Origin of the sequence: Microbacterium psychrotolerans (assembly GCF_031085295.1) — a bacterium.
Taxonomy (GTDB): domain Bacteria; phylum Actinomycetota; class Actinomycetes; order Actinomycetales; family Microbacteriaceae; genus Microbacterium; species Microbacterium psychrotolerans.
This window is the reverse complement of sequence record NZ_JAVFWO010000005.1, coordinates 191,031-209,958: the sequence shown is the minus strand read 5'-3', so window position 1 is coordinate 209,958 and position 18,928 is coordinate 191,031. Positions and strand designations below refer to the sequence as shown.

Here is an 18,928-nt window from a genome sequence, read left to right as displayed (position 1 = left end):
AGAGGGGCGGATGCCGCCGGCATCCGTCTTCGCCGACGGTCAGGGCGCCTGCGCGAGGATCCCGTCGATGATGGCGGCATCGGAGGCGGCCTGGTCGAGCACTCGCTGAGCCGAGTCCGCGACGGAGGGATGCGGGTCGCCGTCGAGGATCAGGGTCACCAGGGCCACCATCCCGGCGTTCTGGGCGCGCAGGATCTCGGCGAACCGGCGCTCGGCGTCGGGGTGCTCCGCGTCGACGAAGCCCTGCAGCGTGGTCCAGGCGGGCATGCCGGGCATCTGCGCGTGATCGGCGCCGTGGCCGCCGCACGGTCCGTCGGCGGGCGGTTCGACCGGACGCGCATCCACCCACGAGACGTACCACTCGCGGAGATCCGCGAGCTCGTCCTCGTCGCGGGCGGCGATCCCGGTGGCGAAGCCGCTCGCGCCGGCGTCGAGCCCTTCCTTCCGCAGCAGCGTCTGCGCGAGCTCCTGCTCCCTGACGCGGTAGTAGATCATCGCCTCGACGTAGCAGTAGTCGTCGGCCGTCACGGGGATCGAGGGCGACGCGGTTGCCGAGGGCGCGGCGCTCGTGCCGGACGACGCCCCGCGCGACGCGCCGGTGCCGGCCGTCGTCGCGGCGATCACCAGTGCGATACCCGCGGCAGCCGTCGCCACGGCGAGCGCCAGCGCGACGATGACGACAGCTCTGCGGCGCACGCGGGGGCCTTCCGGGTCGGAGGGATCCGCCCACGCGTCGCCGCGTGTCGCGCAGCGCGGAGCTCGGGAACGTGCGCCGGCGGGGCCGGGATGCTTCAGCGCCTGCCGGTGCCGAAGATCCCGCGGATCACTCCCCCGAGGATAGTCTGCGTCGACTTGGAGTTGAGGATCTGGTCGAGCGGCGACTTCTGGGCCGACCGCGACGTGCGGCTCGTGCCCGCCGTCTTCTTGAGCAGCCGCTCGTACTCCTGCTGCGCCTTCTTCTCGGCAGCGGCGCTCGCCTTGTCGGCGGCGGCCTGCTGCCTGTCGATGGCGGCTTTCTGCTTCGCGTACTCGGCATCGGCCTTCGCCTTCGCGAGGGCCGCGTCCTCCGCGGCGGCGGCATCGTCGGCGGCCTTCATCTTCGCGGTGAGGATCTCACGCGCCGACTCCCGGTCGATCGCCGTGCCGTACTTCGCGAGCAGCGGCGACGCCTTCACCGCCGCCTCGATCGCGGGGTCGGGCGTCGGCGACATCAGCCCCTGCGGCGCGCGCAGCCGCGTCCAGGCGACCGGAGTGGGCGCGCCCTTCTCGCTCATCACGGTGACGATGGCCTCGCCGGTGCCGAGCTCCTGCAGCACGCGCTCGAGGTCGTAGCCGGACTTCGGGTAGGTGCCGACGGTCGCGCGCAGCGCCTTCGCGTCGTCGGGCGTGAACGCGCGCAGCGCGTGCTGCACGCGCGAGCCCAGCTGCGCCAGCACGTCGGAGGGAACGTCCTTCGGCGTCTGCGTCACGAAGAACACGCCGACGCCCTTCGACCGGATGAGGCGCACGGTCTGCACGATCGCGGCGAGGAAGTCCTTCGACGCGTCCTTGAAGAGCAGGTGCGCCTCGTCGAAGAAGAAGACCAGCTTCGGCTTGTCGGCGTCGCCCACCTCGGGAAGGATCTCGAACAGCTCGGCGAGCAGGTACATCAGGAACGTCGAGAACAGCGCCGGCTTGTCGATCACACCCGGCACCTCGAGCAGGCTGATGACGCCGCGCCCGTCGGGTGCCGTCCTGATGAAGTCCGCCACGTCGAACTCGGGCTCGCCGAAGAAGACGTCGGCTCCGGCATCCGCGAACGTGATCAGCTCCCGCAGGATCACGCCCGCCGTCGCCGCCGACAGCCCGCCCAGCTCCTTGAGCTCTGCCTTGCCCTCATCGCTGGTGAGGTGGCTGAGCACGGCGCGCAGGTCTGACAGGTCGACCAGCGCGAGGCCGTTGGCGTCGGCGTAGTGGAACACCAGGCCGAGGCTCGACTCCTGCGTGTCGTTCAGGCCCAGCACCTTGCTCAACAGCAGCGGCCCGAAGCCCGACACCGTCGCCCGCACCGGAACGCCCTTGCCGATGCCGCCCAGCGCGAAGTAGTCGGTGGCGGACGCCTCAGGCTGCCAGTCCTGCCCGATCGCGCGGGTGCGCGCGAGCAGCTTCTCGCTCGGCTCGCCCGGCGTCGCGACGCCCGACAGGTCGCCCTTGATGTCGGCGGCGAACACCGGCACGCCCTTCGCCGCGAGCTGCTCGGCGAGCCCCTGCAGCGTGCGCGTCTTGCCCGTACCCGTGGCCCCCGCGACGAGCCCGTGGCGATTCATCATGCCGAGCGGGATGCGGATCTGCGCAGAGGGCACCGGGTCGCCGTTGAGCAGCGCGCCGAGGTCGAGGGTGGTCTCCTCGAACGTGTACCCGGAGGTGATCTTCTGGATGTCTTGTTGAGTGAGCGGGCCGGACGGAGTCGGGGGGATGGTCGGGTGGGGACTTTGTTCCTGCGTCTGCGACGCCGAGCCGGGCGCTCGCGCGGGCCCGGGCGTGGCCGATGCCGAGGTCTGATCGGCCGGCTCGGCAGGGGGTTCGACGTCCGGGGCGGGGGCGCTGGTCGCCTTGGCCTTCGCAGCGGCGGCCTCGGCGGCCGCGAGCGCGGCCTTGGCCTGTGCGGCCTTGAGCTGCGCCTCGGCGGCATCCGCCTCAGCGCGCAGCCGGGCGAGTTCCGCCTCGGCGGCGAGGATGGCCGGATCGGGCGCGGGCGAATCGGGCGCGGTCATGCGCTCAGCCTAGTCACGGGCGTTTCGCCGGAAGTCCGTTCCCTCCCGCGCCATCGGCAGCGCGAAGGCGCCCGCCACCAGCAGGGCCGTGCCCGCCCCGATCATGGCGCCGCCGAGTGTGTCGCTCAGCCAGTGCGCGTGCAGGTAGGTGCGGCTGAACGCCATGAGCAGCACCCATACGGCGCCCACGATGCCGACCCACAGCCGGGGGAAGATCACGGTCGCCGCCACGGCGATCGTGGCCGCGTTGGCCACATGCCCCGACGGGTATGAGCCGTAGTCCGACAGGACGAGGATGTCTTCCGGACGCACCCGCCCGAAGGTGTGCTTGAGCACCTGCACGCCTGCGGCCGACACCGCCTCGGCGGCCAGGAAGTATGCGGCTGCCCAGGGGCGCCGCAGCACGACGAGCGCGATGGCCCCGCCGATCGGCACCACGAGCACGCTGAACCAGCCGCCGCCGACGAAGTCCATGACGTGCGAGAAGCCGGTGAGGACCGGGGTCCACAACTGCGCGACGAGGGCGTTCCACGCGGTGTCGACGGCGAACGGCTCCTCGCCGCGCGAGAAGATCCACCAGCCGAGCAGGCACGACAGCACGACCAGCCCCGACCCGGCGATCAGGTAGGCGATGACGGGCACCGCCACCCGCCGCTCTGTCGTGGTCATCGCCCCATTCTGCCCGGCAAGCCGCACGATCCACCTCATCCGGGCTTTTTCCGCGCACCCCTTGACAACCTCCCGCCCCACCGGGCCGCACCGCCCGTGACGGCGCCGTCGGCGTCGGGCAGGATGGGGACCATGCCAGCAAAGGCCGTCGACATCGTCCGTGCCATCGTCGCGCCCCTCACCCGCACCAGGGTCTTCCGGCGCGTGCTGGGGCCCCTGCTGCTGCCGCCGGTCGAGCGCTTCGTCGCGTGGATCTCGCACGGCCGGGTGCAGGTGAGCGCGCTGCTGGTGCCGTCGCTCGTGCTGCACACGGTCGGAGCGAAGTCGGGCGAGCCCCGCGACGCGGCGCTGATGTACACGCCCGACGGTCAGGGGCGCGCGATCGTCGCGGGCACGAACTTCGCCGGCGCCCGCCACCCGGCATGGACGGCGAACCTGCTGGCGCATCCGGATGCCGCGATCACCGTCCGCGGGCGGCGCATGCTCGTCCGCGCGACCCCGGTGCCGGACGCCGAGCGCGACGCCGTGTGGGCGCGCATCGAGACCCAGTGGCCCGGCTACCGCAACTACGAGCGCGAGTCCGGTCGCACCGTCCGCCTGTTCCGCCTGCAGCCGGTGGCGCAAGCGGACTGAGCCGGAGTCAGGGAGCCAGTCGCTCGACCGTGCGCGGGCGCACGATGAGCCACAGCGACAGCAGGCCGACCACGGCGCAGCCGACCATGACCGAGGCCATGGTCGTGGCCGTGATGCCGGCATCCCTCGCGATCCACCCGACGAGGGGCGAGATGATCCCGGCGACGCCGAAGTTCGTCGCGCCGATGATCGACTGCGCCGTGCCCGCCGCCTTGCCGTGACGATCCAACGCCAGCACCTGCACGCACGGGAACGTGAAACCGCACCCGGTCATGAAGACGAAGAGGGGCACGATCGTCCCCCAGAGCCCGAGGCCCAGCTGGTCGGTGACGATGATGGCCGCGGCCGCGACGACGAGCACCGCGGTCGACCACGCCATCACCCACTGCGGGCCGAAGCGGGCCGCCAGGCGCGACGCGGTCTGCACGCCGACCACCACGCCGAAGGAGTTGACCGCGAACATCAGGCCGTACTCCTGGGCGCTGAGTCCGTAGCTGAGCTGGAAGAGGAACGACGAGCTCGAGAGGTACGAGAACAGGCCCGAGAACGTCATGCCGCCGATGATGAGCACGCCGATGAACACCCGGTCGCTGAAGACGCTCCGGTAGCGCTGCCACACGGTGGTCGAGCCTCGCTCGCGGCGGCGCGCAGGCGGCAGCGTCTCGGGCAGGAACACCATCGCCGAGACGAGCATGATCGCGCCGTACACCGCGAGGACGACGAAGACCCCGCGCCACGGCATGACGGCCAAGAGCGCCGAGCCGACGAGCGGAGCGAGCACCGGCGCGACACCCGAGACGAGCGCGAGGCGCGACAGCATGACGACCAGGCGGCGACCCCCGAACAGGTCGCGCACGATCGCTGCGGCCACGACGCCGCCCGCCGCGGCTCCTGCGCCCTGGAACACCCGCGCCACCGACAGCAGCTCGAGGGTGGGGGCGAGCGCGGCGGCCACGCTCGCGACCACGTGGAGGGCCGTGACAGACAGCAGCGGCACCCGGCGACCCACTTTGTCGCTCAGTGGACCCACGATCAGCTGCCCCAGCGCGAAGCCGATCATCGTGCCGGTGAGCGTGAGCTGGATCATGGCGGCCGTGGTGTCGAAGTCGGCCTCGAGCACCGGGAACGCCGGCAGGTAGAGATCGATCGTGAACGGGCCGAGCGCCGTCAGGGCGCCGAGCAGCACGATGTAGAGCACGCGGCGACGATGCGGGATCGAGTCGCCGGGGTGCAGCACGATCGGCGCTGTGGCCGGGTTGCTCCCGAGGGTGCGGATCGCCCCGGTGGACGTCGGGTGCGGATGCGGCTGAGGCTCGTGCGGGCGGTCAGCGGGTGTCTGGGGCTTCTGGACGGGGAGCGATGCGGTGTCGAGCAACAGTGGGTTTCGTTTCGTGGCGGGAGATTCGACGGCGGCGTAGGGAGGAACGGCGTCGACATCGCGGCGAGGCGGTGCGGGCGCAGGGAGACGGACCGAGGGGAAGCGGGTCGTCCGGCGCTGCCGATCGGCACCGGGATCCGCGTTTCGACCGCATGGTCGAATCGATTCGAGTTCCCATGATAACGGATGCCGCCACCCGGCCGCACCCGCGACTCCGGGCGACGACGAGCGCTGTCGGCGCCTTCTCAGGGCCGGACCCATGCGCTCGCATAGGATGAGGACAACCCGTCATCCGCCGTCGTGCGGCATGCGCCGGGCGCCCAGACCCCTGTTCATCGATTGGCAGAGATCACGAGCATGACCCCGACCGACAAGCGCACGAGCGGCAACCCGGCCACGCAGGCGAAGATCGACCTCACCGTCAAGCAGCAGCGCGAGCAGAAGCGCCAGGAGAAGCTCGCCGAGTATCAGAAGCAGCTCGCCAAGCGCCGTCGCAGCAAGCTGGTGTGGTGGATCGTCGGCTCCGCCGCCGCCGTGCTGGTCGTGGGCGCGATCGTCGCCTCCATCGTGTTCGCCCCCGCACCGGCGCCGTCGTACGCGCGCGGCGACGGCGACGGCAGCGGCATCGAGGGCGTCGAGACGTTCACGAACACGGCGAACCACGTCGAGGGCGATGTCGAGTATGCCCAGACTCCCCCGGCGGGCGGCGACCACAACGTCGCGTGGCTCAACTGCGGCGTCTACACCGAGCCCGTGCCCAATGTGAACGCCGTCCACTCTCTCGAGCACGGCGCGGTCTGGGTCACCTACGACCCGGCGCAGGTGTCGGACGAGGAGATCGCCCAGCTCGAGGACGCGCTCCCGTCGACATACACAGTGCTCTCGCCGTACAACGACATGGACACCCCGATCGCCCTCAGCGCGTGGAACGCCCAGCTCAAGGTCGACTCCGCCGACGACGAGCGCATCGAGGAGTTCATCAAGACGTACTGGAACAGCACTAACGCTCCTGAGCCGGGCGCGGCCTGCACCGGCGCGTTCGACGCGCCGGGCAAGAAGTAGGCGCCGCGTGTCGGACGAGACGTCGACCGGGGCGGCCCGGCGATGGCTCGTGATCGGCGTCGCTCTGGTACTCATCGCGGCGCTCGGCTTCGCGGTCGGAAGGTTCTCGACGTTCGGCTCCCAGGCCGCCGCGACGACCCCCGGCACGAGCTCGCCGGAGGCCGGGTTCTCCCGCGACATGCAGGTGCACCATGCCCAGGCGATCCAGATGGCGATGGAGATCTACGGCAAGACCGAGGACGACGAGCTGCGCATCCTCGCCTACGACATCGCCACCGGCCAGGCCGGCCAGCGGGGTCAGATGTACGACTGGCTCGTGCAGTGGGGCCTCCCCCAGAGCGGCGGCCCGATGATGCAGTGGATGGATGCCGCGGCCGACGGCCACGACCACGGCGGCACCGCCGGCGCGGCGATGACCGAGGACGAGGCGCACGAAGCCATGGGGATGGCCTCTGCAGACGAGATCGCCGCACTGGAGGCCGCCACCGGGAAGGAGGCGGACTGCCTGTTCCTCGAGCTCATGATCCGTCACCACGAGGGCGCGATCCCGATGGCGGACGCGCTCCTCGAGCTCGGCTCCGACCCGCGCGCACTCGAGGTGGCCGGTGCCATCAAGAGCGGTCAGACCTCCGAGATCGACGCGATGCAGGCGATCCAGACGCGCCTCGGCTGCTCCGGCTGACGCCGGCCCCACACGCTGGAAAGACGGATGCCGCGGGCAGTCGTCATACGCCTGCCTGCGGCACCCGCTCTCCGATGGGTCAGCCCTTCGTCGCACCCGCCATCAGGCCGCGCACGAAGAATCTCTGCAGCGAGAGGAACACGATGAGCGGCACGGCCAGCACGAGGAACGCACCTGCCGAGATCAGGAACCACTGATCACCCCACGACCCGGACAGGGAGTTCAGCGTCTGCGTCATCGGCAGCGACGACGACGGCGCGAAGATCGTCGCTACGAGCAGGTCGTTCCACACCCACACGAACTCGAGGATGGCGAACGACGCGAGCGCCGGGGTCGCCAGCGGCAGGATGATGCGGAAGAAGATCTGGCCGTGGCCCGCGCCATCCACCCGCGCCGCCTCGATCACGTCGGAGGGGATCTCCGCGATGAAGTTGTACAGCAGGAAGATCGCCAGCGGCAGGGCGAAGATGACGTGCGCGATCCACATCGTCGCGAAGCTGTGGTCGACCTCCCGCATCTCGAGGCCGGGGAACACCGCGACGTCGCCGATCTCGAGCCCGCGCGAGAACAGGCTCAGCAGCGGCACCAGCGCCATCTGGATGGGCACGATCTGCAGCGCGAAGACCGCCACGAACAGCACGCCGCGTCCCCTGAAGTCCATCCACGCGAACGCATAGGCGGCCAGCGACGCGATCGCGAGGGCGAAGATCGTCACGGGGATCGTGATCGCGAGCGAGTTCAGGAACGACTCGCCGAGCGTGAGCGCCGTGCCGCCGGAGGTGAGCGCGGCCTGGTAGTTCCCAAAGGTGAAGTCGGGGTCGGTGAACACCGTCCACCACCCGGAGGACGCGGAATCCGCCCCCGGACGGAACGATGTGATGAGCAGCCCGAGCGTCGGGATCGTCCATAGGAAGGCGATCGCGACGGCGATCACCGTCGCCACGGGCGACGTCATGCGCCTCTGCGCCTGCGCCTCATTGCGACGAGTCTCGCGCGCGACCTTGCGCGCGGCCGCCCTGTCGAGTTGCGGGGTGGTCTTGGAGTCGACGGCGGTCATCACCGCACCTCCCTCTGCCGGCGGAGCTGTCTGACGTTGTAGATGATCAGCGGCGTGACGAACACGAAGATCAGCACCGCGAGCGCTGCCGCATGCCCGTAGCTCTGGAAACGCTGCTGCTGGTTCACCATCTCGAAGCCCAGCACCGTCGAGTTCGACCGGCCACCGGTCATCACCGCCACGATGTCGTACAGCTTGAGCGCGGAGATCGTGATCGTCGTGAGGACGATGACGATCGCGGTGCGGATGCCCGGCACGGTGACGTTGGTGAACCGCTGCCATGCATTGGTGCCGTCGAGCTGCGCGGCCTCCATCTGCTCGGCCGGCACGGCCTTGATGGCGGCCGACAGGACCACCATCGCGAAACCGGTCTGCGCCCACACGAAGGCGAACAGGAGGCAGAACGTGTTCACGAGCGGCCAGACGTCCAGCCACCTCACCGGCTCTCCGCCGAACGCGACCACGATCGCGTTGAGAAGTCCGATCTGCTCCCCCTGCCGGTAGTCGTAGACGAACTTCCAGATGAGGCTGATGCTGACCGGGGCGATCGCGAACGGGATGAACACCAGGATCTTGAGGATGCGGTCACCGCGCGCGCGCTCCATGAAGGCGGCGTACGCGAGTCCGACGACCGTCGCGAAGATGGGCGCGAAGATCGCCCAGATCAGCGTGTTGATGATCGACCAGAACCCCTGCGGGTTGGTGAAGGCCCAGACGTAGTTCTCCATGCCGACGAAGTTCTCGCCGGTCTTGTCGAAGAACGATTGGATGATCGTCGCGATCGACGGGTAGATGAGGCCGATCAGGATCAGGATCGCCGCCGGCGCCAGGAACAGCGTCAGCTGGTACAGATACCCCGCCCCTTCGCGGGCACGGTAGTCGGCGTAGAAGAGCAGGCCGCCCGCGATGAGCGCGATCGGGATCACGTAGATGACCGCGTTCTGGTACGGCCGCAGCATCATGAACGCCAGCAGCGGGATCGCGAAGCACGAGACCAGTCGCAGCCAGAAGTAGCCCGTGCCCTGGCGTGGCGCGTACTCGATGAGCACCAGGAGGACCGCGACCACCACGCCGAAGACCAGCAGGACGATCGGAATCTGGACGATGGGGCCCAGGTTGCCGATCCACTGGAAGAACGAGTTGAACGAGAATCCCAGCGATGTCGGCCGGGCGTCGGGTGCCGGCGGGCTGAGGAAGAGGAAGATCAGGAGCGCCGCGATCAGGATGAAGCCGATCGTGACGACGAGCCGCGTGGTCGTCCGCGACGGCGGCTTCTTGCCGCCGCGCTCGGGAGGCGGCGCTGCTTCCGCCTGCTCCGTCGCTGATGTGGTCTGAGACATGTTCTGCCTTCCCCCGTCGACGCCGACGGATGACGTCACCCCGGTGCCGGGTCCGCCGCCCGAAGAGCGTGCGGACCCGGCGCCGAGGCGCGGTGCGTCAGTTCTCGTAGCCTGCCTGGATGTCTTCCAGGACCTGCGGCGTCGGCTTGCCGTCGACCCAGTCGACCATGCCGCGCCAGAACGAGCCCGAGCCGACGGTCGCCGGCATCAGGTCGGAGGCGTCGAAGCGGAAGACCGTCTCGGGGTCCTGAACGACCGTCATGGCGTCCGTGAGGAACTTGCTCGACGCCAGCGACGGGTCGGCGCCGGTGTTGGCCGAGATGGCGCCGCCGAGCGCCACACGCGCGTCCGCGAACTCCGGGGTCGACATGTACTCGGCCACGGCCTGCGTCGCGGCGTCGTCCGAGAAGACGGTGACGAACTCGCCGCCGCCCTCGACCGAGAACGGCTCACCCTCGAAGCCCGGAAGCAGGAACGCGTACACGTCGCCGTCCTCCGCCACGTCGGGGGTGGCACCCTCGGCCGTCTGCACGGCGAGGAAGTTCGCCGTGAGGAACGAGCCCTGGTGGGTGAGTGCGCACGTGCCGTTGGCCACCGCCGAGGCGATGGGATCGCCGAAGGCGGTGGAGTTGATGCTCTTCACATCTCCGAATCCGGCGTTCACGTACTTCGGGTCGAGAAGGATCTTCGCGACCTCGTCGAACGCCGCCTCGATGTCGGGGTCGGTGAACGGGGTGTCGCCCGCGGCCCAGCTGTCGTAGACGTCGGCGCCGGCCTGACGCAGCACGAGGTCCTCGACCCAGTCCGTGCCCGGCCATCCGGATGCAGCCTCGGACGAGAATCCGGCGCACCACGGCGCCTGGCCCGTCTTCTCCTGGATCGTCGCGGTGAGCTCGAGCAGCTCGTCCCACGTCGTGGGAATCTCGACGCCCCACTCCTCGAAGCTCGCGGGCGAGTAGTACACGTAGCCCTTGAGGTTCGCGAGCATCGGTGCGGCGTAGAAGGTGCCGTCGACCGAGCCGTATTCCTTCCAGGCCGGGGCCCAGTACTCGTCGACGTTCGCCGAGACCTCGTCCGTGCCCTCCTGCACCTCGCCGGTGCCGACGAGCGACGCCAGGAGGCCGGGCTGCGGCACGATCGCGATGTCAGGCGCCGAGCCTCCGGCGACCTTCGTCACGATGTTGCCCTCGAACCCCTTGTCGCCCGTGTAGACGACCTCGATGCCGGTGTCGGCGGTGAACTGGTCGAACGACTTCTGAAGCGAGTCCGCCTCGGTGCCGGTGATGCCTCCGGAGATCTCAACCGTCTCGCCCTCGAGCGAGCCGTCGCCGTCTCCGCCCTCGTCTCCGCCCTCGGCGCAGCCCGCGAGAGTCAGAGCCGCGACGGTGGCGATCCCCAGAGCGATGTAGCCGTGTCGACGACGTGATCGCAGTGCAGTCATGTTCGTCTGCCTCCTCTTCGAGTCCGCGGGGCCGGCAGCGTTTCAGGCCCCGCACGTGTGAATCGGGAACCGATTCCATGTTCACGGTAGGGGATGCCGCATGACGGCACAACGCCCGTGGATCACAAGTCGGTAAACACCGAAAGCCGGGGTGGCATCCGCGAGACGATCACGGCACAATGAGGCCCGGAACCGGTTCCACAATCTGGGCGACGGCGGCGTCCCCGGAGGCGAGGAGGACCCGATGGCGGGCATCGCCGACGTGGCTCGCGCGGCAGGCGTCTCGAAGTCGACGGCTTCCCGCGCCCTCACCGGCTCCGGCTATGTCTCGGCGGCGACGCGGGCGCGGGTGCGAGATGCCGCAGCAACGCTCGGCTACGTCCCCACCACCAGTGCGGTGAGCCTCGTGACCGGTCGCACCCAGACCGTCGGCGTCGTCATGCCGTCGCTCGACCGGTGGTTCTTCGCCCAGGTGCTCGAGGGGATCCAGGACGCGCTGCTGGAGCGCCGGTACGACCTGGCCCTGTACGGCGCGCCGCCGGAGTCGGCCGCGCGTCGCGAGATGTTCGAGCACTTCCTCGCCCGTAAGCGGTTCGACGGGCTCATCGCGGTGGGCATCGAGCCGAGCGCGCGCGAGCTCGAGCGGCTGGTCGCGTTCGGCAAGCCGGTGGTCGCGGTCGGCGGCTACGACGTCGGCACGAACGCCGTGTCGATCGACGACCAAGCGGCCGCGCGCATCGCCACCGAGCACCTCATCGGCCTGGGTCACCGCGAGATCGTGTTCCTCGGCGGCGATCCGGACGGGCGCCGGACGAGCTTCGGCGACGGGCGCCGGCTGCACGGCTACCGCATCGCCATGCGCGAGGCGGGGCTCGAGGCGTCCGCTCGTCACGTCCAGTCCGAGGTCGCGCTGCCCGGCGGCTACAGCGCCGCCGTAGAGCTGCTGGGCGACCGGCGCACCCGACCGACCGCGATCGTCGGCGTGTGCGACGAGGTCGCGGTGGGTGCGATCATCGCGGCCCGCCGGCTCGGCATCCGTGTTCCCGAGCGGCTGAGCGTCGTGGGCATCGACGATCACGCGTACGCCGAGATGTTCTCGCTCACGACGCTGCAGCAGCGCCCGCACCAGCAGGGCCGGGCGGCGGTGCAGCTGCTGATGTGGCAGCTCGACGATCCCGACGCGCCGATGAACCGGCTCTACGAGGCTTCGCCGCTGGTGGTGCGCAATTCCACGGCGGCGGTCGACGACGACGCGTCCGCCATCATCGGCGTCGGACCCCGCCGGGGCTAGAGAGCGAACCCCGCTCGTTCACAGCAGCCCGAGGTCACGGAATGTGCGACCCTCCCACGCGACGCGCTCGACGGCGTCCTCGACGCCCATCACCTGGCGGAAGGTGTCACCGTCGGCGCCGCCCTCGACCCGCACGAGCTCCGGGTCGATCGGTGTGGCCGGCGGTCCGGTCACGATCGCCTCGAGCACACGGGTGAACGCGCCGGTGCGGTGCAGCGGAGCGAGCAGCTCCGTGCCGTCGCGGATGTGCGCGGCCAGATCGTCGAGCAGCGAGATGCGCTCGAACGCGTACGCGCGCGGCAGCGACGCCCCGTCCAGGTGGACGTGGAGGGTGTCGAGCGTGTACAGGTACACGAGGAAGCCACGGGTGCCCCGCACCAGGACGTACGGCTCGCGGCGTCGCGCAGCGGTCACGGCGAGACCCGCGGCGACGCGGGTGCCCCCGCGCAGCCCCACGACGAGCGACGACGTGTCGTCGGTCTCGATGTCGTTCGCGCGGCGCAGGTCCGCGTCGATCGACACGACGTCCTCCGGGGCGGCCGCCCCGGCGATGGCGAACGCCGTGGCCACGGCATGGGCCAGCGGATTCGTCACGACGCCGTCTCCGACGAGCCGTCCGTCGATGACGCGATGGCCGGCCCACGGCGCCCGGCGCCAGTACTGCTCCGACCGCGACCACTGCCCCACCGCGCCGACGTGCACCAGGTCCCCGATGACCCCGGATGCCAGGGTCTCGGCGGTAGCGGCCACACCCTCGCTGCCGAGCGACTGGAAGCCGACCTGCACCGCACGGGAGGCGGCATCCGACGCGCTCAGGAGGGCGTGGTGGTCGGCGACCGAGGGCACGGGCGGCTTCTCGAGCAGCACATTTGCGCCGCGCGCGAGCGCGAGCCGTGTGAGCTCGGTGTGCGTCGGAATCGGCGTGCTGAGCACGACCACATCCAGATCGACGTCGTCGATCATCGACGCGGCATCGGCGAACACGCGGGTCGAAGAAGGCACGTCGCCGCCGCCCCGGGGGTCGGCGACGGCGACGAGTTCGAAGTCCGCGCCGGCGAGCACGGCGTCGACGTGGCTGCGACCGTGCCCGTGGACACCGGCGACGCCGACGCGAAGCAGTCCGGTCACAGCCCCGCCTGAGCGCGCAGCGCGGGAAGGGCCGCCTCGACGGCAGCGGCGTCGGCCAGCTCCTCGTCGAGAACGTAGGCGGTCAGCTCTAGATCGAGCTCTCCCCCTTCGGGGATCGTGCGCGGCTCGTCCCATGCCACCGATGGGCCGGCACCGAGATACTCGGCGAACCGGACGAACCACGGGAGGCGCTCGTCGCCCTGGGTGAGCACGACGGTCGTGCCGCGGTCGGGGAAGGTGAAGGCGAGCCACGGCGTCGCCGCGCCGTGCACGTCGCGCTCGGTGTCGCCCGCGGGGCTGAACACCCGGGCGATCTCGGGTGCGAATCGCCAGAAGATGCCGCCGTATCCGGCACCCTCGCGACCGTTCGTCGCGGGCGAGCCGAACGTGATGGCGTCGAGCGTCGCCTTGAGATGGCTGCGCCAGCGCAGGGCCCAGCCCTTCTCGAGCTCGGCCGAGCGGAGCTCCCGCACCTCGACGAGCTGCGTCGTGCCGTGCTCGTCGACCCAGCTGAGCCGCTCGTCGAGCGAGTGGCCGTCGATGTGCAGCCGATCGCGGCGCTGCCGGCCGTGATTGGGGACCATGATCGAGCCCTCGCCGCGCACGTACGTGCGGCCTCCCCAGTACGACGTGCCGTTGACGTCGGCGATCGCCAGGCTGACCCCGAGATGGTGCGGGTGGTCGGTCGGCTCGGTGACGGTGAGCGGGGTCCCCGTCCGCGAGATCACCGCGTCGAGGTACGGCCGGGGCGACAGCACCGAGTCGACGGTCGCGCCCTCCTCGTACTGGGCGACCACGGTCGACCCCAGCCGCAGCACCGGGCGGGCGGGACCCACCCAGCCGCTCGCGTGGGATGCCGGACCGGAGCTCTGCCGCGCCACGAGGACGGGCCGATAGAACAGGGGGTGGTCGGCGTTCTCGCCGTCCAGCGCTTGACGCATGCGATTCCAAGCCTGCCGCCCGATCTCGATCCGCGGAACCGACATGGTCGTCAGCGGAGGGGCGGCGAAACGAGACTGCGGGATGTCGTCGATCCCGACGATGGACAGCTGTTCGGGCACCTCGACACCGACCTCGCGCAGGCGCGACATCAGCCCGAGCGCGACGAGGTCGTTGAAGGCGATGGCGGCGGTCGCGCCCGTCTCGAGTACGGCGTCGGCGGAGTCGTAGCCCGCCTCCATGCTCGACCCGGCCGGAATGGTGAGGAACTCGAGGTCGGGGTACTCGCGCGCGAGCTCGCCGAGGCCCTGTGCGCGCTGCTCGTTCGCGTAGCTGAGTGAGGGTCCGGCGACGTACGCGATGCGCCGGTGGCCGAAGCCGCGCAGATGGGCGCCGAGCTCCTTGACCGCGGTGGCGTAGTCCACCGAGAGCTGTGCTGCGGGGGTGTCGTCCACCCGCCGGTTGACCACCACGACGGGCGTGGTGCGCTGGATGAGCTCGCGCAGCTCGGCATCCGGCATCCGTGGCGACACCAGCACGAGTGCGTCGCACTTGCTGCGCGCCTCGCCCGCGATGTCGGCTTCGACGCCGACCGACTCCGCGCTGTCGGCGACCAGCACGCGGTAGCCGTCGCGGGCCGCGGCCACGGTCAGGCCCTTGAGCACGCCCTGGAACATCGGGTTCTCGAGGTCGGGCACCAGCAGCGCGATGGTGTGGCTGCTCCCCCGCACGAGGCTGCGCGCGGCCTCGCTCGGCGAGTAGTTCAGCGCGGCGACCGCCCGGTTGACCTTCGCGACGATCGCCTGGTCGACGGTGGCGACGCCGTTGAGGACGCGCGACACCGACGCCTGCGACACTCCGGCGTGCTGCGCGACCTGCGCCATCGTGATCGGGCGCGATGTGACCTCGGTCAACGGATCCCCTCCTCTCTCAATCTTGGGCGTCGTCGGGCCCGGTGCGGCGCATTCGCGCGTGATACTTCTGTCCGGCGACGGTCGCCGGGCGGTTTTTCGGCATGCCCGCCCGGGACCGGACCCCTCATCACTTCGGTCCGGCCCCGTGCGGTCTGGGGACGACGGACCGCGCCTCGGGAGGACGCGGCCCGGTCGTCGGTCAGATGGCGGCGTCGTCGAGGGCCTGCTGCAGCTCCGCGATGAAGCTCTCGGCGGCGTCCTCGGGCGTCTGCTCGCCGAACAGCACGCGCTGCGTGTGCTGGTCGATGATCGTCTCGATCGCGCCGCCGCCCGGCGGGGTCGCCGGCGGGGCGTCGCCGACGCGCGGTGCGATCTCGTCGAGGAAGTCGACGACCTCCTGGTTGACCTCGTCGAGCTTGGGCGTGATGTACTCGCGGATCTTCTCGTTCGCGGGCACTCCGCGCTCGGCGAGCAGCAGATCCGCCGCCTCCTCGCTGTTGGAGAGGAAGTCGAGGAACAGCGCGACCTCTGCCGGGTGCTCGGTCTTCGCCGACGCCGACCAGAACATGGACGGCTTGTAGTAGGCCGCCGCGCTCTCGCCCTCGTCGGGCGTCGGCACCATCAGCGGCACGAGGTTCTGGCCGCTCGCCTCACGCAGGGCGGCGACCTGGTTCGACCACCACGGGCCGAAGGCCGACTGGTTCGTCGCGGTGAACGACTCCGCGAGGCCCGCGGACTCGCGCTCGATCGTCGCGGAGGGGTCGGGGGTGCCGCCCGCCTCGGTGACGTCGAGCAGGTTCTGCCACCAGGCGGCGAGCGTCTTGGCACTCGCCGTCACCTCCGGCGATCCGTCCTCCGCGTACAGGGACTCGCCGTGCTGACGCAGCCAGTTGTTGAGACCGCCGTCTTCGAATCCCCACGACTGCGAGCCGACGACGGCGCCGCCGCTGGCCGCGGTGACCTCCTCGGCGATCTCGTTCAGGTCGTCCCACGACCAGGTCTCGTCGTCGGGCAGCTCGATGCCGAGGCTGTCGAGAACGTCGACGTTGGCCATGTAGGTGTAGGAGTTGATGCCGACCGGGATGCCGTACTGCGTGCCGTCGAGGGCGCCGGTGCCGAGCACCGCCTCGGGGAAGTCGCCGGTGGGCAGCTGGTCGCCGAGGGTGCCGAGGTCGAGCAGCACGCCGTTGGCGGCGTACGTCGACAGCTGCTTCTCGTCCATCTGGATGATGTCGGGGGCGTCGCCGGCGGCGACCGTCGTCGCCAGCTTGTCCCAGTACCCGGCCCAGTCGGTGTACTGCGGCTCGATGGTGATGTTCTCGTTCTCGGCCTCGAAGGCGGCGATGAGCTCCTCGGTGATGCCATGGCGGACGTCGTTGCCCCACCAGGTGAAGCTGAGCGTCACGGGCTCGTCTGACAGGGTCGGGCCGGTCGCGGGGGTCTCCGTCGGTCCCGCGCACGCCGTCAGCGTCAGCATCGTCGCTGCGCCGACGGAGGTCAGCAGCAACCAGCGCGGTGCGGTTGTGGTGCGTCGCATGTCTTGCATCCTTTCGACCGAAGTCGGTGAGTGGGTGTTGGTGCGTGTGATGAGGGTGGGCCTGGCGGCCCGCGAAGGTGTGTGTGACGCGGACGTCACTTGATCCCGGTCGTCGCGATCCCCTTGATGAGGAACTTCTGGCCGAACAGGAAGATCAGGAAGATCGGGACGAGCGAGACGACGCTCATCGCGAACATCTGGGCGTAGTTGGTGGTGCTCTGCGCGTCCTCGAACGAGCGCAGCGCCAGCGGGACGGTGTACAGCTCGGGCTTGGTGAGAAAGATCAGCTGCGAGAAGAAGTCATTCCACGTCCAGATGAAGGTGAAGATCGCCGTCGTCGCCAGGGCCGGGACCATGAGCGGCAGGATGATCTGCAGGAAGATGCGCGGATGCCCCGCCCCGTCGATCCGCGCGGCCTCATCGAGCTCCTTCGGGATGCCACGGATGAACTGCACCATCAGGAAGATGAAGAAGGCGTCGGTCGCCAGCAACTTGGGCACGATCAGCGGCAGGAAGGTGTTCACCCAGCCCAGCTGGGAGAACAGCACGTACTGCGGCACGATGATGACGTGGATGGGGAGCATGATGCTCAGGAGCATCACGGCGAACCAGAACCGCTTGGCGGTGAAGTCGAGACGGGCGAACGCGTACGCCGCCATCGAGCACGACACCAGGTTGCCGATGATGCACCCGATCACGATCAGCGCCGAGTTCCACATGTAGACGTTGAACGGGTACGCCAGGGCGTTCCAGCCGTCGGTGTAGTTCGAGACCTCGAAGCTGTCGGGGATGATGCTCGGGTCGCGGAAGATCTCGTCGTTCGGCCGCAGCGAGCTCACGACCATCCAGATGACCGGATACAGCATCGCCAGCGCGAGCGCGATGAGCAGCGTGTGGCGCACGATGCTCGTGAGCGGCTTGCGGAAGGGGCTCCGGCGCCGGAGGCGTGGGGCGCGGCCGGTGACGATCGTCTCGGTCGCGGGCGGGGCCGTCATGGCGGCGTCGTCAATCTTGGTCATCGTAGAAAACCCAGAATCTCGAGGTCCAGAACATCAGGACGGTCAGAATGCCGATGATGACCAGCAGCAGCCACGCCATGGCCGACGCGTAGCCCATGTTGTAGTTCGTGAAGCCCTGCTGGTAGAGGTACAGCGTGTAGAAGAGCGTCGAGTCGACCGGGCCGCCGGTCCCTCCCGAGACGATGTACGCCTGCGTGAACGACTGGAACGTGCCGATCAGCTGGAGCACGGCGTTGAAGAAGATGATCGGTGTGAGCAGCGGCACGGTGATCCGGAAGAGCTGCTGACGCCTGCTCGCGCCATCGACGTCGGCCGCCTCGTAGTACATCGTCGGGATCTGACGCAGACCGGCGAGGAAGATCACCATCGGCGACCCGAACGTCCAGACGTTGAGGATCATCAGTGTGCCGAGGGCCGTGTCGGGGTTGGAGATCCACCCCTGCCCCTGGATGCCGAAGACCGCCAGCACCTGGTTGACGAGGCCGTCGACGCCGAAGATCTGGCGCCACAGGATCGCGATCGCGACGCTGGCGCCGAGCAGCGAGGGCAGGTAGAACGCCGACCGGTAGAAGGCGAGTCCGCGCAGCCCGCGGTCCAGCACGATCGCCAGGAACAGCGCGACGGCCAGCTGCAGAGGGAGCGACACGAACACGTACGTGAACGTGACCTGGAGAGCGGTGTGCAGCCGCTCGTCCTCCCACATGCGGACGTAGTTCTGCAGGCCGATCCACTTGGGCGCGCTCAGCAGGTTGTAGCGGGTGAACGACAGGCCGAACGACGCCACCATCGGTCCGATGGTGATGAGGACCAGCCCGGCGAACCACGGGGCGAGGAAGAGGTACGCAGCCTTGTTCTGCTTCTTGCCGCCGGACTTGGCGGTCTTGAGCTTGCCGAGCTCGCTGATGGCGCTCATGCGGCGGCTCCGCGGGCACGGCCGGGCGGCCGTGTTCTGGGGCGGTGCGTCGTCGTCACCGTATCCTCCGGTCTCGTCGTCGAGTGTGAGAATGCGCTTTCTGGAATGCGCTTTCTCATTCTTGTCAGAACGGATGCCGGAATGCAAGTCCCTGGGAAAATCAGGGGTGATG

At 69.7% G+C, this 18,928-nt stretch carries 16 protein-coding genes; 4 read left to right on the top strand and 12 right to left on the bottom strand.

Annotated elements, in window-relative coordinates; all coding sequences use genetic code 11:
- Positions 1 to 39: 39 nt before the first annotated feature.
- The 3 genes from Q9R08_RS16830 to Q9R08_RS16820 form a co-directional block, all read right to left on the bottom strand.
- Positions 40 to 696: a DUF305 domain-containing protein gene (locus Q9R08_RS16830; RefSeq protein ID WP_308869296.1), complete on the bottom strand. Its 657-nt coding sequence runs from the start codon at positions 694 to 696 to the stop codon at positions 40 to 42.
- 95 nt (positions 697 to 791) lie between these two features.
- Complete coding sequence (locus Q9R08_RS16825) at positions 792 to 2,753, bottom strand: helicase HerA-like domain-containing protein (protein ID WP_308869295.1); 1,962 nt, start codon at positions 2,751 to 2,753, stop codon at positions 792 to 794.
- Between the two features lie 9 nt (positions 2,754 to 2,762).
- Positions 2,763 to 3,422: a phosphatase PAP2 family protein gene (locus Q9R08_RS16820; RefSeq protein ID WP_308869294.1), complete on the bottom strand. Its 660-nt coding sequence runs from the start codon at positions 3,420 to 3,422 to the stop codon at positions 2,763 to 2,765.
- Between the two features lie 132 nt (positions 3,423 to 3,554).
- Between Q9R08_RS16820 and Q9R08_RS16815 the strand changes: the two genes are divergently transcribed.
- Positions 3,555 to 4,055: a nitroreductase family deazaflavin-dependent oxidoreductase gene (locus Q9R08_RS16815; protein WP_308869293.1), complete on the top strand. Its 501-nt coding sequence runs from the start codon at positions 3,555 to 3,557 to the stop codon at positions 4,053 to 4,055.
- A 7-nt stretch (positions 4,056 to 4,062) separates the two neighbouring features.
- Here Q9R08_RS16815 and Q9R08_RS16810 read toward each other — a convergent pair whose 3' ends face one another.
- Positions 4,063 to 5,430, bottom strand: coding sequence for a multidrug effflux MFS transporter (locus Q9R08_RS16810; RefSeq protein ID WP_308869292.1), 1,368 nt, complete (start codon positions 5,428 to 5,430; stop codon positions 4,063 to 4,065).
- A gap of 360 nt (positions 5,431 to 5,790) precedes the next feature.
- Here Q9R08_RS16810 and Q9R08_RS16805 point away from each other — a divergent pair, with 360 nt between their 5' ends.
- Both Q9R08_RS16805 and Q9R08_RS16800 read left to right on the top strand, forming a co-directional pair.
- Entirely contained in the window at positions 5,791 to 6,495 is a 705-nt protein-coding gene (locus Q9R08_RS16805) for a DUF3105 domain-containing protein (protein WP_308869291.1), read from the top strand.
- A gap of 7 nt (positions 6,496 to 6,502) precedes the next feature.
- Positions 6,503 to 7,177 carry a DUF305 domain-containing protein gene (locus Q9R08_RS16800; protein WP_308869290.1) on the top strand — a complete coding sequence of 225 codons (675 nt, stop codon included), beginning with the start codon at positions 6,503 to 6,505 and terminating at the stop codon, positions 7,175 to 7,177.
- Between the two features lie 79 nt (positions 7,178 to 7,256).
- Here the strand turns inward: Q9R08_RS16800 and Q9R08_RS16795 are convergent, their stop codons facing one another.
- The 3 genes from Q9R08_RS16795 to Q9R08_RS16785 all read right to left on the bottom strand — a co-directional run bounded on the left by Q9R08_RS16795 (position 7,257) and on the right by Q9R08_RS16785 (position 11,015).
- The gene (locus tag Q9R08_RS16795) at positions 7,257 to 8,234 is read right to left on the bottom strand and encodes a carbohydrate ABC transporter permease (RefSeq protein WP_308869289.1); all 978 of its coding nucleotides are present in this window, start codon (positions 8,232 to 8,234) and stop codon (positions 7,257 to 7,259) included.
- Positions 8,234 to 9,574 carry a carbohydrate ABC transporter permease gene (locus Q9R08_RS16790; protein ID WP_308869288.1) on the bottom strand — a complete coding sequence of 447 codons (1,341 nt, stop codon included), beginning with the start codon at positions 9,572 to 9,574 and terminating at the stop codon, positions 8,234 to 8,236. The genes Q9R08_RS16795 and Q9R08_RS16790 overlap by 1 nt, the downstream gene beginning before the upstream one ends.
- Positions 9,575 to 9,671: 97 nt before the next feature.
- Positions 9,672 to 11,015: an ABC transporter substrate-binding protein gene (locus tag Q9R08_RS16785; RefSeq protein WP_308869287.1), complete on the bottom strand. Its 1,344-nt coding sequence runs from the start codon at positions 11,013 to 11,015 to the stop codon at positions 9,672 to 9,674.
- A gap of 244 nt (positions 11,016 to 11,259) precedes the next feature.
- On the opposite strand from Q9R08_RS16785, the gene Q9R08_RS16780 reads away from it, so the two are divergent.
- Complete coding sequence (locus Q9R08_RS16780; RefSeq protein ID WP_308869286.1) at positions 11,260 to 12,306, top strand: LacI family DNA-binding transcriptional regulator; 1,047 nt, start codon at positions 11,260 to 11,262, stop codon at positions 12,304 to 12,306.
- An 18-nt stretch (positions 12,307 to 12,324) separates the two neighbouring features.
- Here the strand turns inward: Q9R08_RS16780 and Q9R08_RS16775 are convergent, their stop codons facing one another.
- From Q9R08_RS16775 to Q9R08_RS16755, 5 genes are all read right to left on the bottom strand, one after another.
- On the bottom strand, positions 12,325 to 13,434 hold the full coding sequence (locus tag Q9R08_RS16775; protein ID WP_308869285.1) for a Gfo/Idh/MocA family protein: 1,110 nt from the start codon (positions 13,432 to 13,434) through the stop codon (positions 12,325 to 12,327).
- Positions 13,431 to 15,287 (bottom strand): DUF6807 family protein, encoded by a 1,857-nt coding sequence (locus Q9R08_RS16770; protein ID WP_308869284.1) that lies wholly within the window; start codon positions 15,285 to 15,287, stop codon positions 13,431 to 13,433. The genes Q9R08_RS16775 and Q9R08_RS16770 overlap by 4 nt, the downstream gene beginning before the upstream one ends.
- 199 nt (positions 15,288 to 15,486) lie before the next feature.
- The gene (locus tag Q9R08_RS16765; protein WP_308869283.1) at positions 15,487 to 16,824 is read right to left on the bottom strand and encodes an ABC transporter substrate-binding protein; all 1,338 of its coding nucleotides are present in this window, start codon (positions 16,822 to 16,824) and stop codon (positions 15,487 to 15,489) included.
- A 95-nt stretch (positions 16,825 to 16,919) separates the two neighbouring features.
- Positions 16,920 to 17,843 (bottom strand): carbohydrate ABC transporter permease, encoded by a 924-nt coding sequence (locus Q9R08_RS16760; RefSeq protein ID WP_418001366.1) that lies wholly within the window; start codon positions 17,841 to 17,843, stop codon positions 16,920 to 16,922.
- On the bottom strand, positions 17,830 to 18,756 hold the full coding sequence (locus tag Q9R08_RS16755; protein ID WP_308869282.1) for a carbohydrate ABC transporter permease: 927 nt from the start codon (positions 18,754 to 18,756) through the stop codon (positions 17,830 to 17,832). Before Q9R08_RS16755 ends, Q9R08_RS16760 begins: the two co-directional genes overlap by 14 nt.
- Positions 18,757 to 18,928 lie beyond the last annotated feature (172 nt).

Bases quoted from the DNA above. Each gene is read 5' to 3' on its own strand.
- Q9R08_RS16825 (WP_308869295.1), bottom strand. From the start codon at position 2,753: ATGACCGCGCCCGATTCGCCCGCGCCCGATCCGGCCATCCTCGCCGCC.
- Q9R08_RS16820 (WP_308869294.1), bottom strand. From the start codon at position 3,422: ATGACCACGACAGAGCGGCGGGTGGCGGTGCCCGTCATCGCCTACCTG.
- Q9R08_RS16815 (WP_308869293.1), top strand. From the start codon at position 3,555: ATGCCAGCAAAGGCCGTCGACATCGTCCGTGCCATCGTCGCGCCCCTC.
- Q9R08_RS16805 (WP_308869291.1), top strand. From the start codon at position 5,791: ATGACCCCGACCGACAAGCGCACGAGCGGCAACCCGGCCACGCAGGCG.
- Q9R08_RS16795 (WP_308869289.1), bottom strand. From the start codon at position 8,234: ATGACCGCCGTCGACTCCAAGACCACCCCGCAACTCGACAGGGCGGCC.
- Q9R08_RS16790 (WP_308869288.1), bottom strand. From the start codon at position 9,574: ATGTCTCAGACCACATCAGCGACGGAGCAGGCGGAAGCAGCGCCGCCT.
- Q9R08_RS16785 (WP_308869287.1), bottom strand. From the start codon at position 11,015: ATGACTGCACTGCGATCACGTCGTCGACACGGCTACATCGCTCTGGGG.
- Q9R08_RS16780 (WP_308869286.1), top strand. From the start codon at position 11,260: ATGGCGGGCATCGCCGACGTGGCTCGCGCGGCAGGCGTCTCGAAGTCG.
- Q9R08_RS16765 (WP_308869283.1), bottom strand. From the start codon at position 16,824: ATGCGACGCACCACAACCGCACCGCGCTGGTTGCTGCTGACCTCCGTC.
- Q9R08_RS16760 (WP_418001366.1), bottom strand. From the start codon at position 17,843: ATGACCAAGATTGACGACGCCGCCATGACGGCCCCGCCCGCGACCGAG.
- Q9R08_RS16755 (WP_308869282.1), bottom strand. From the start codon at position 18,756: ATGAGCGCCATCAGCGAGCTCGGCAAGCTCAAGACCGCCAAGTCCGGC.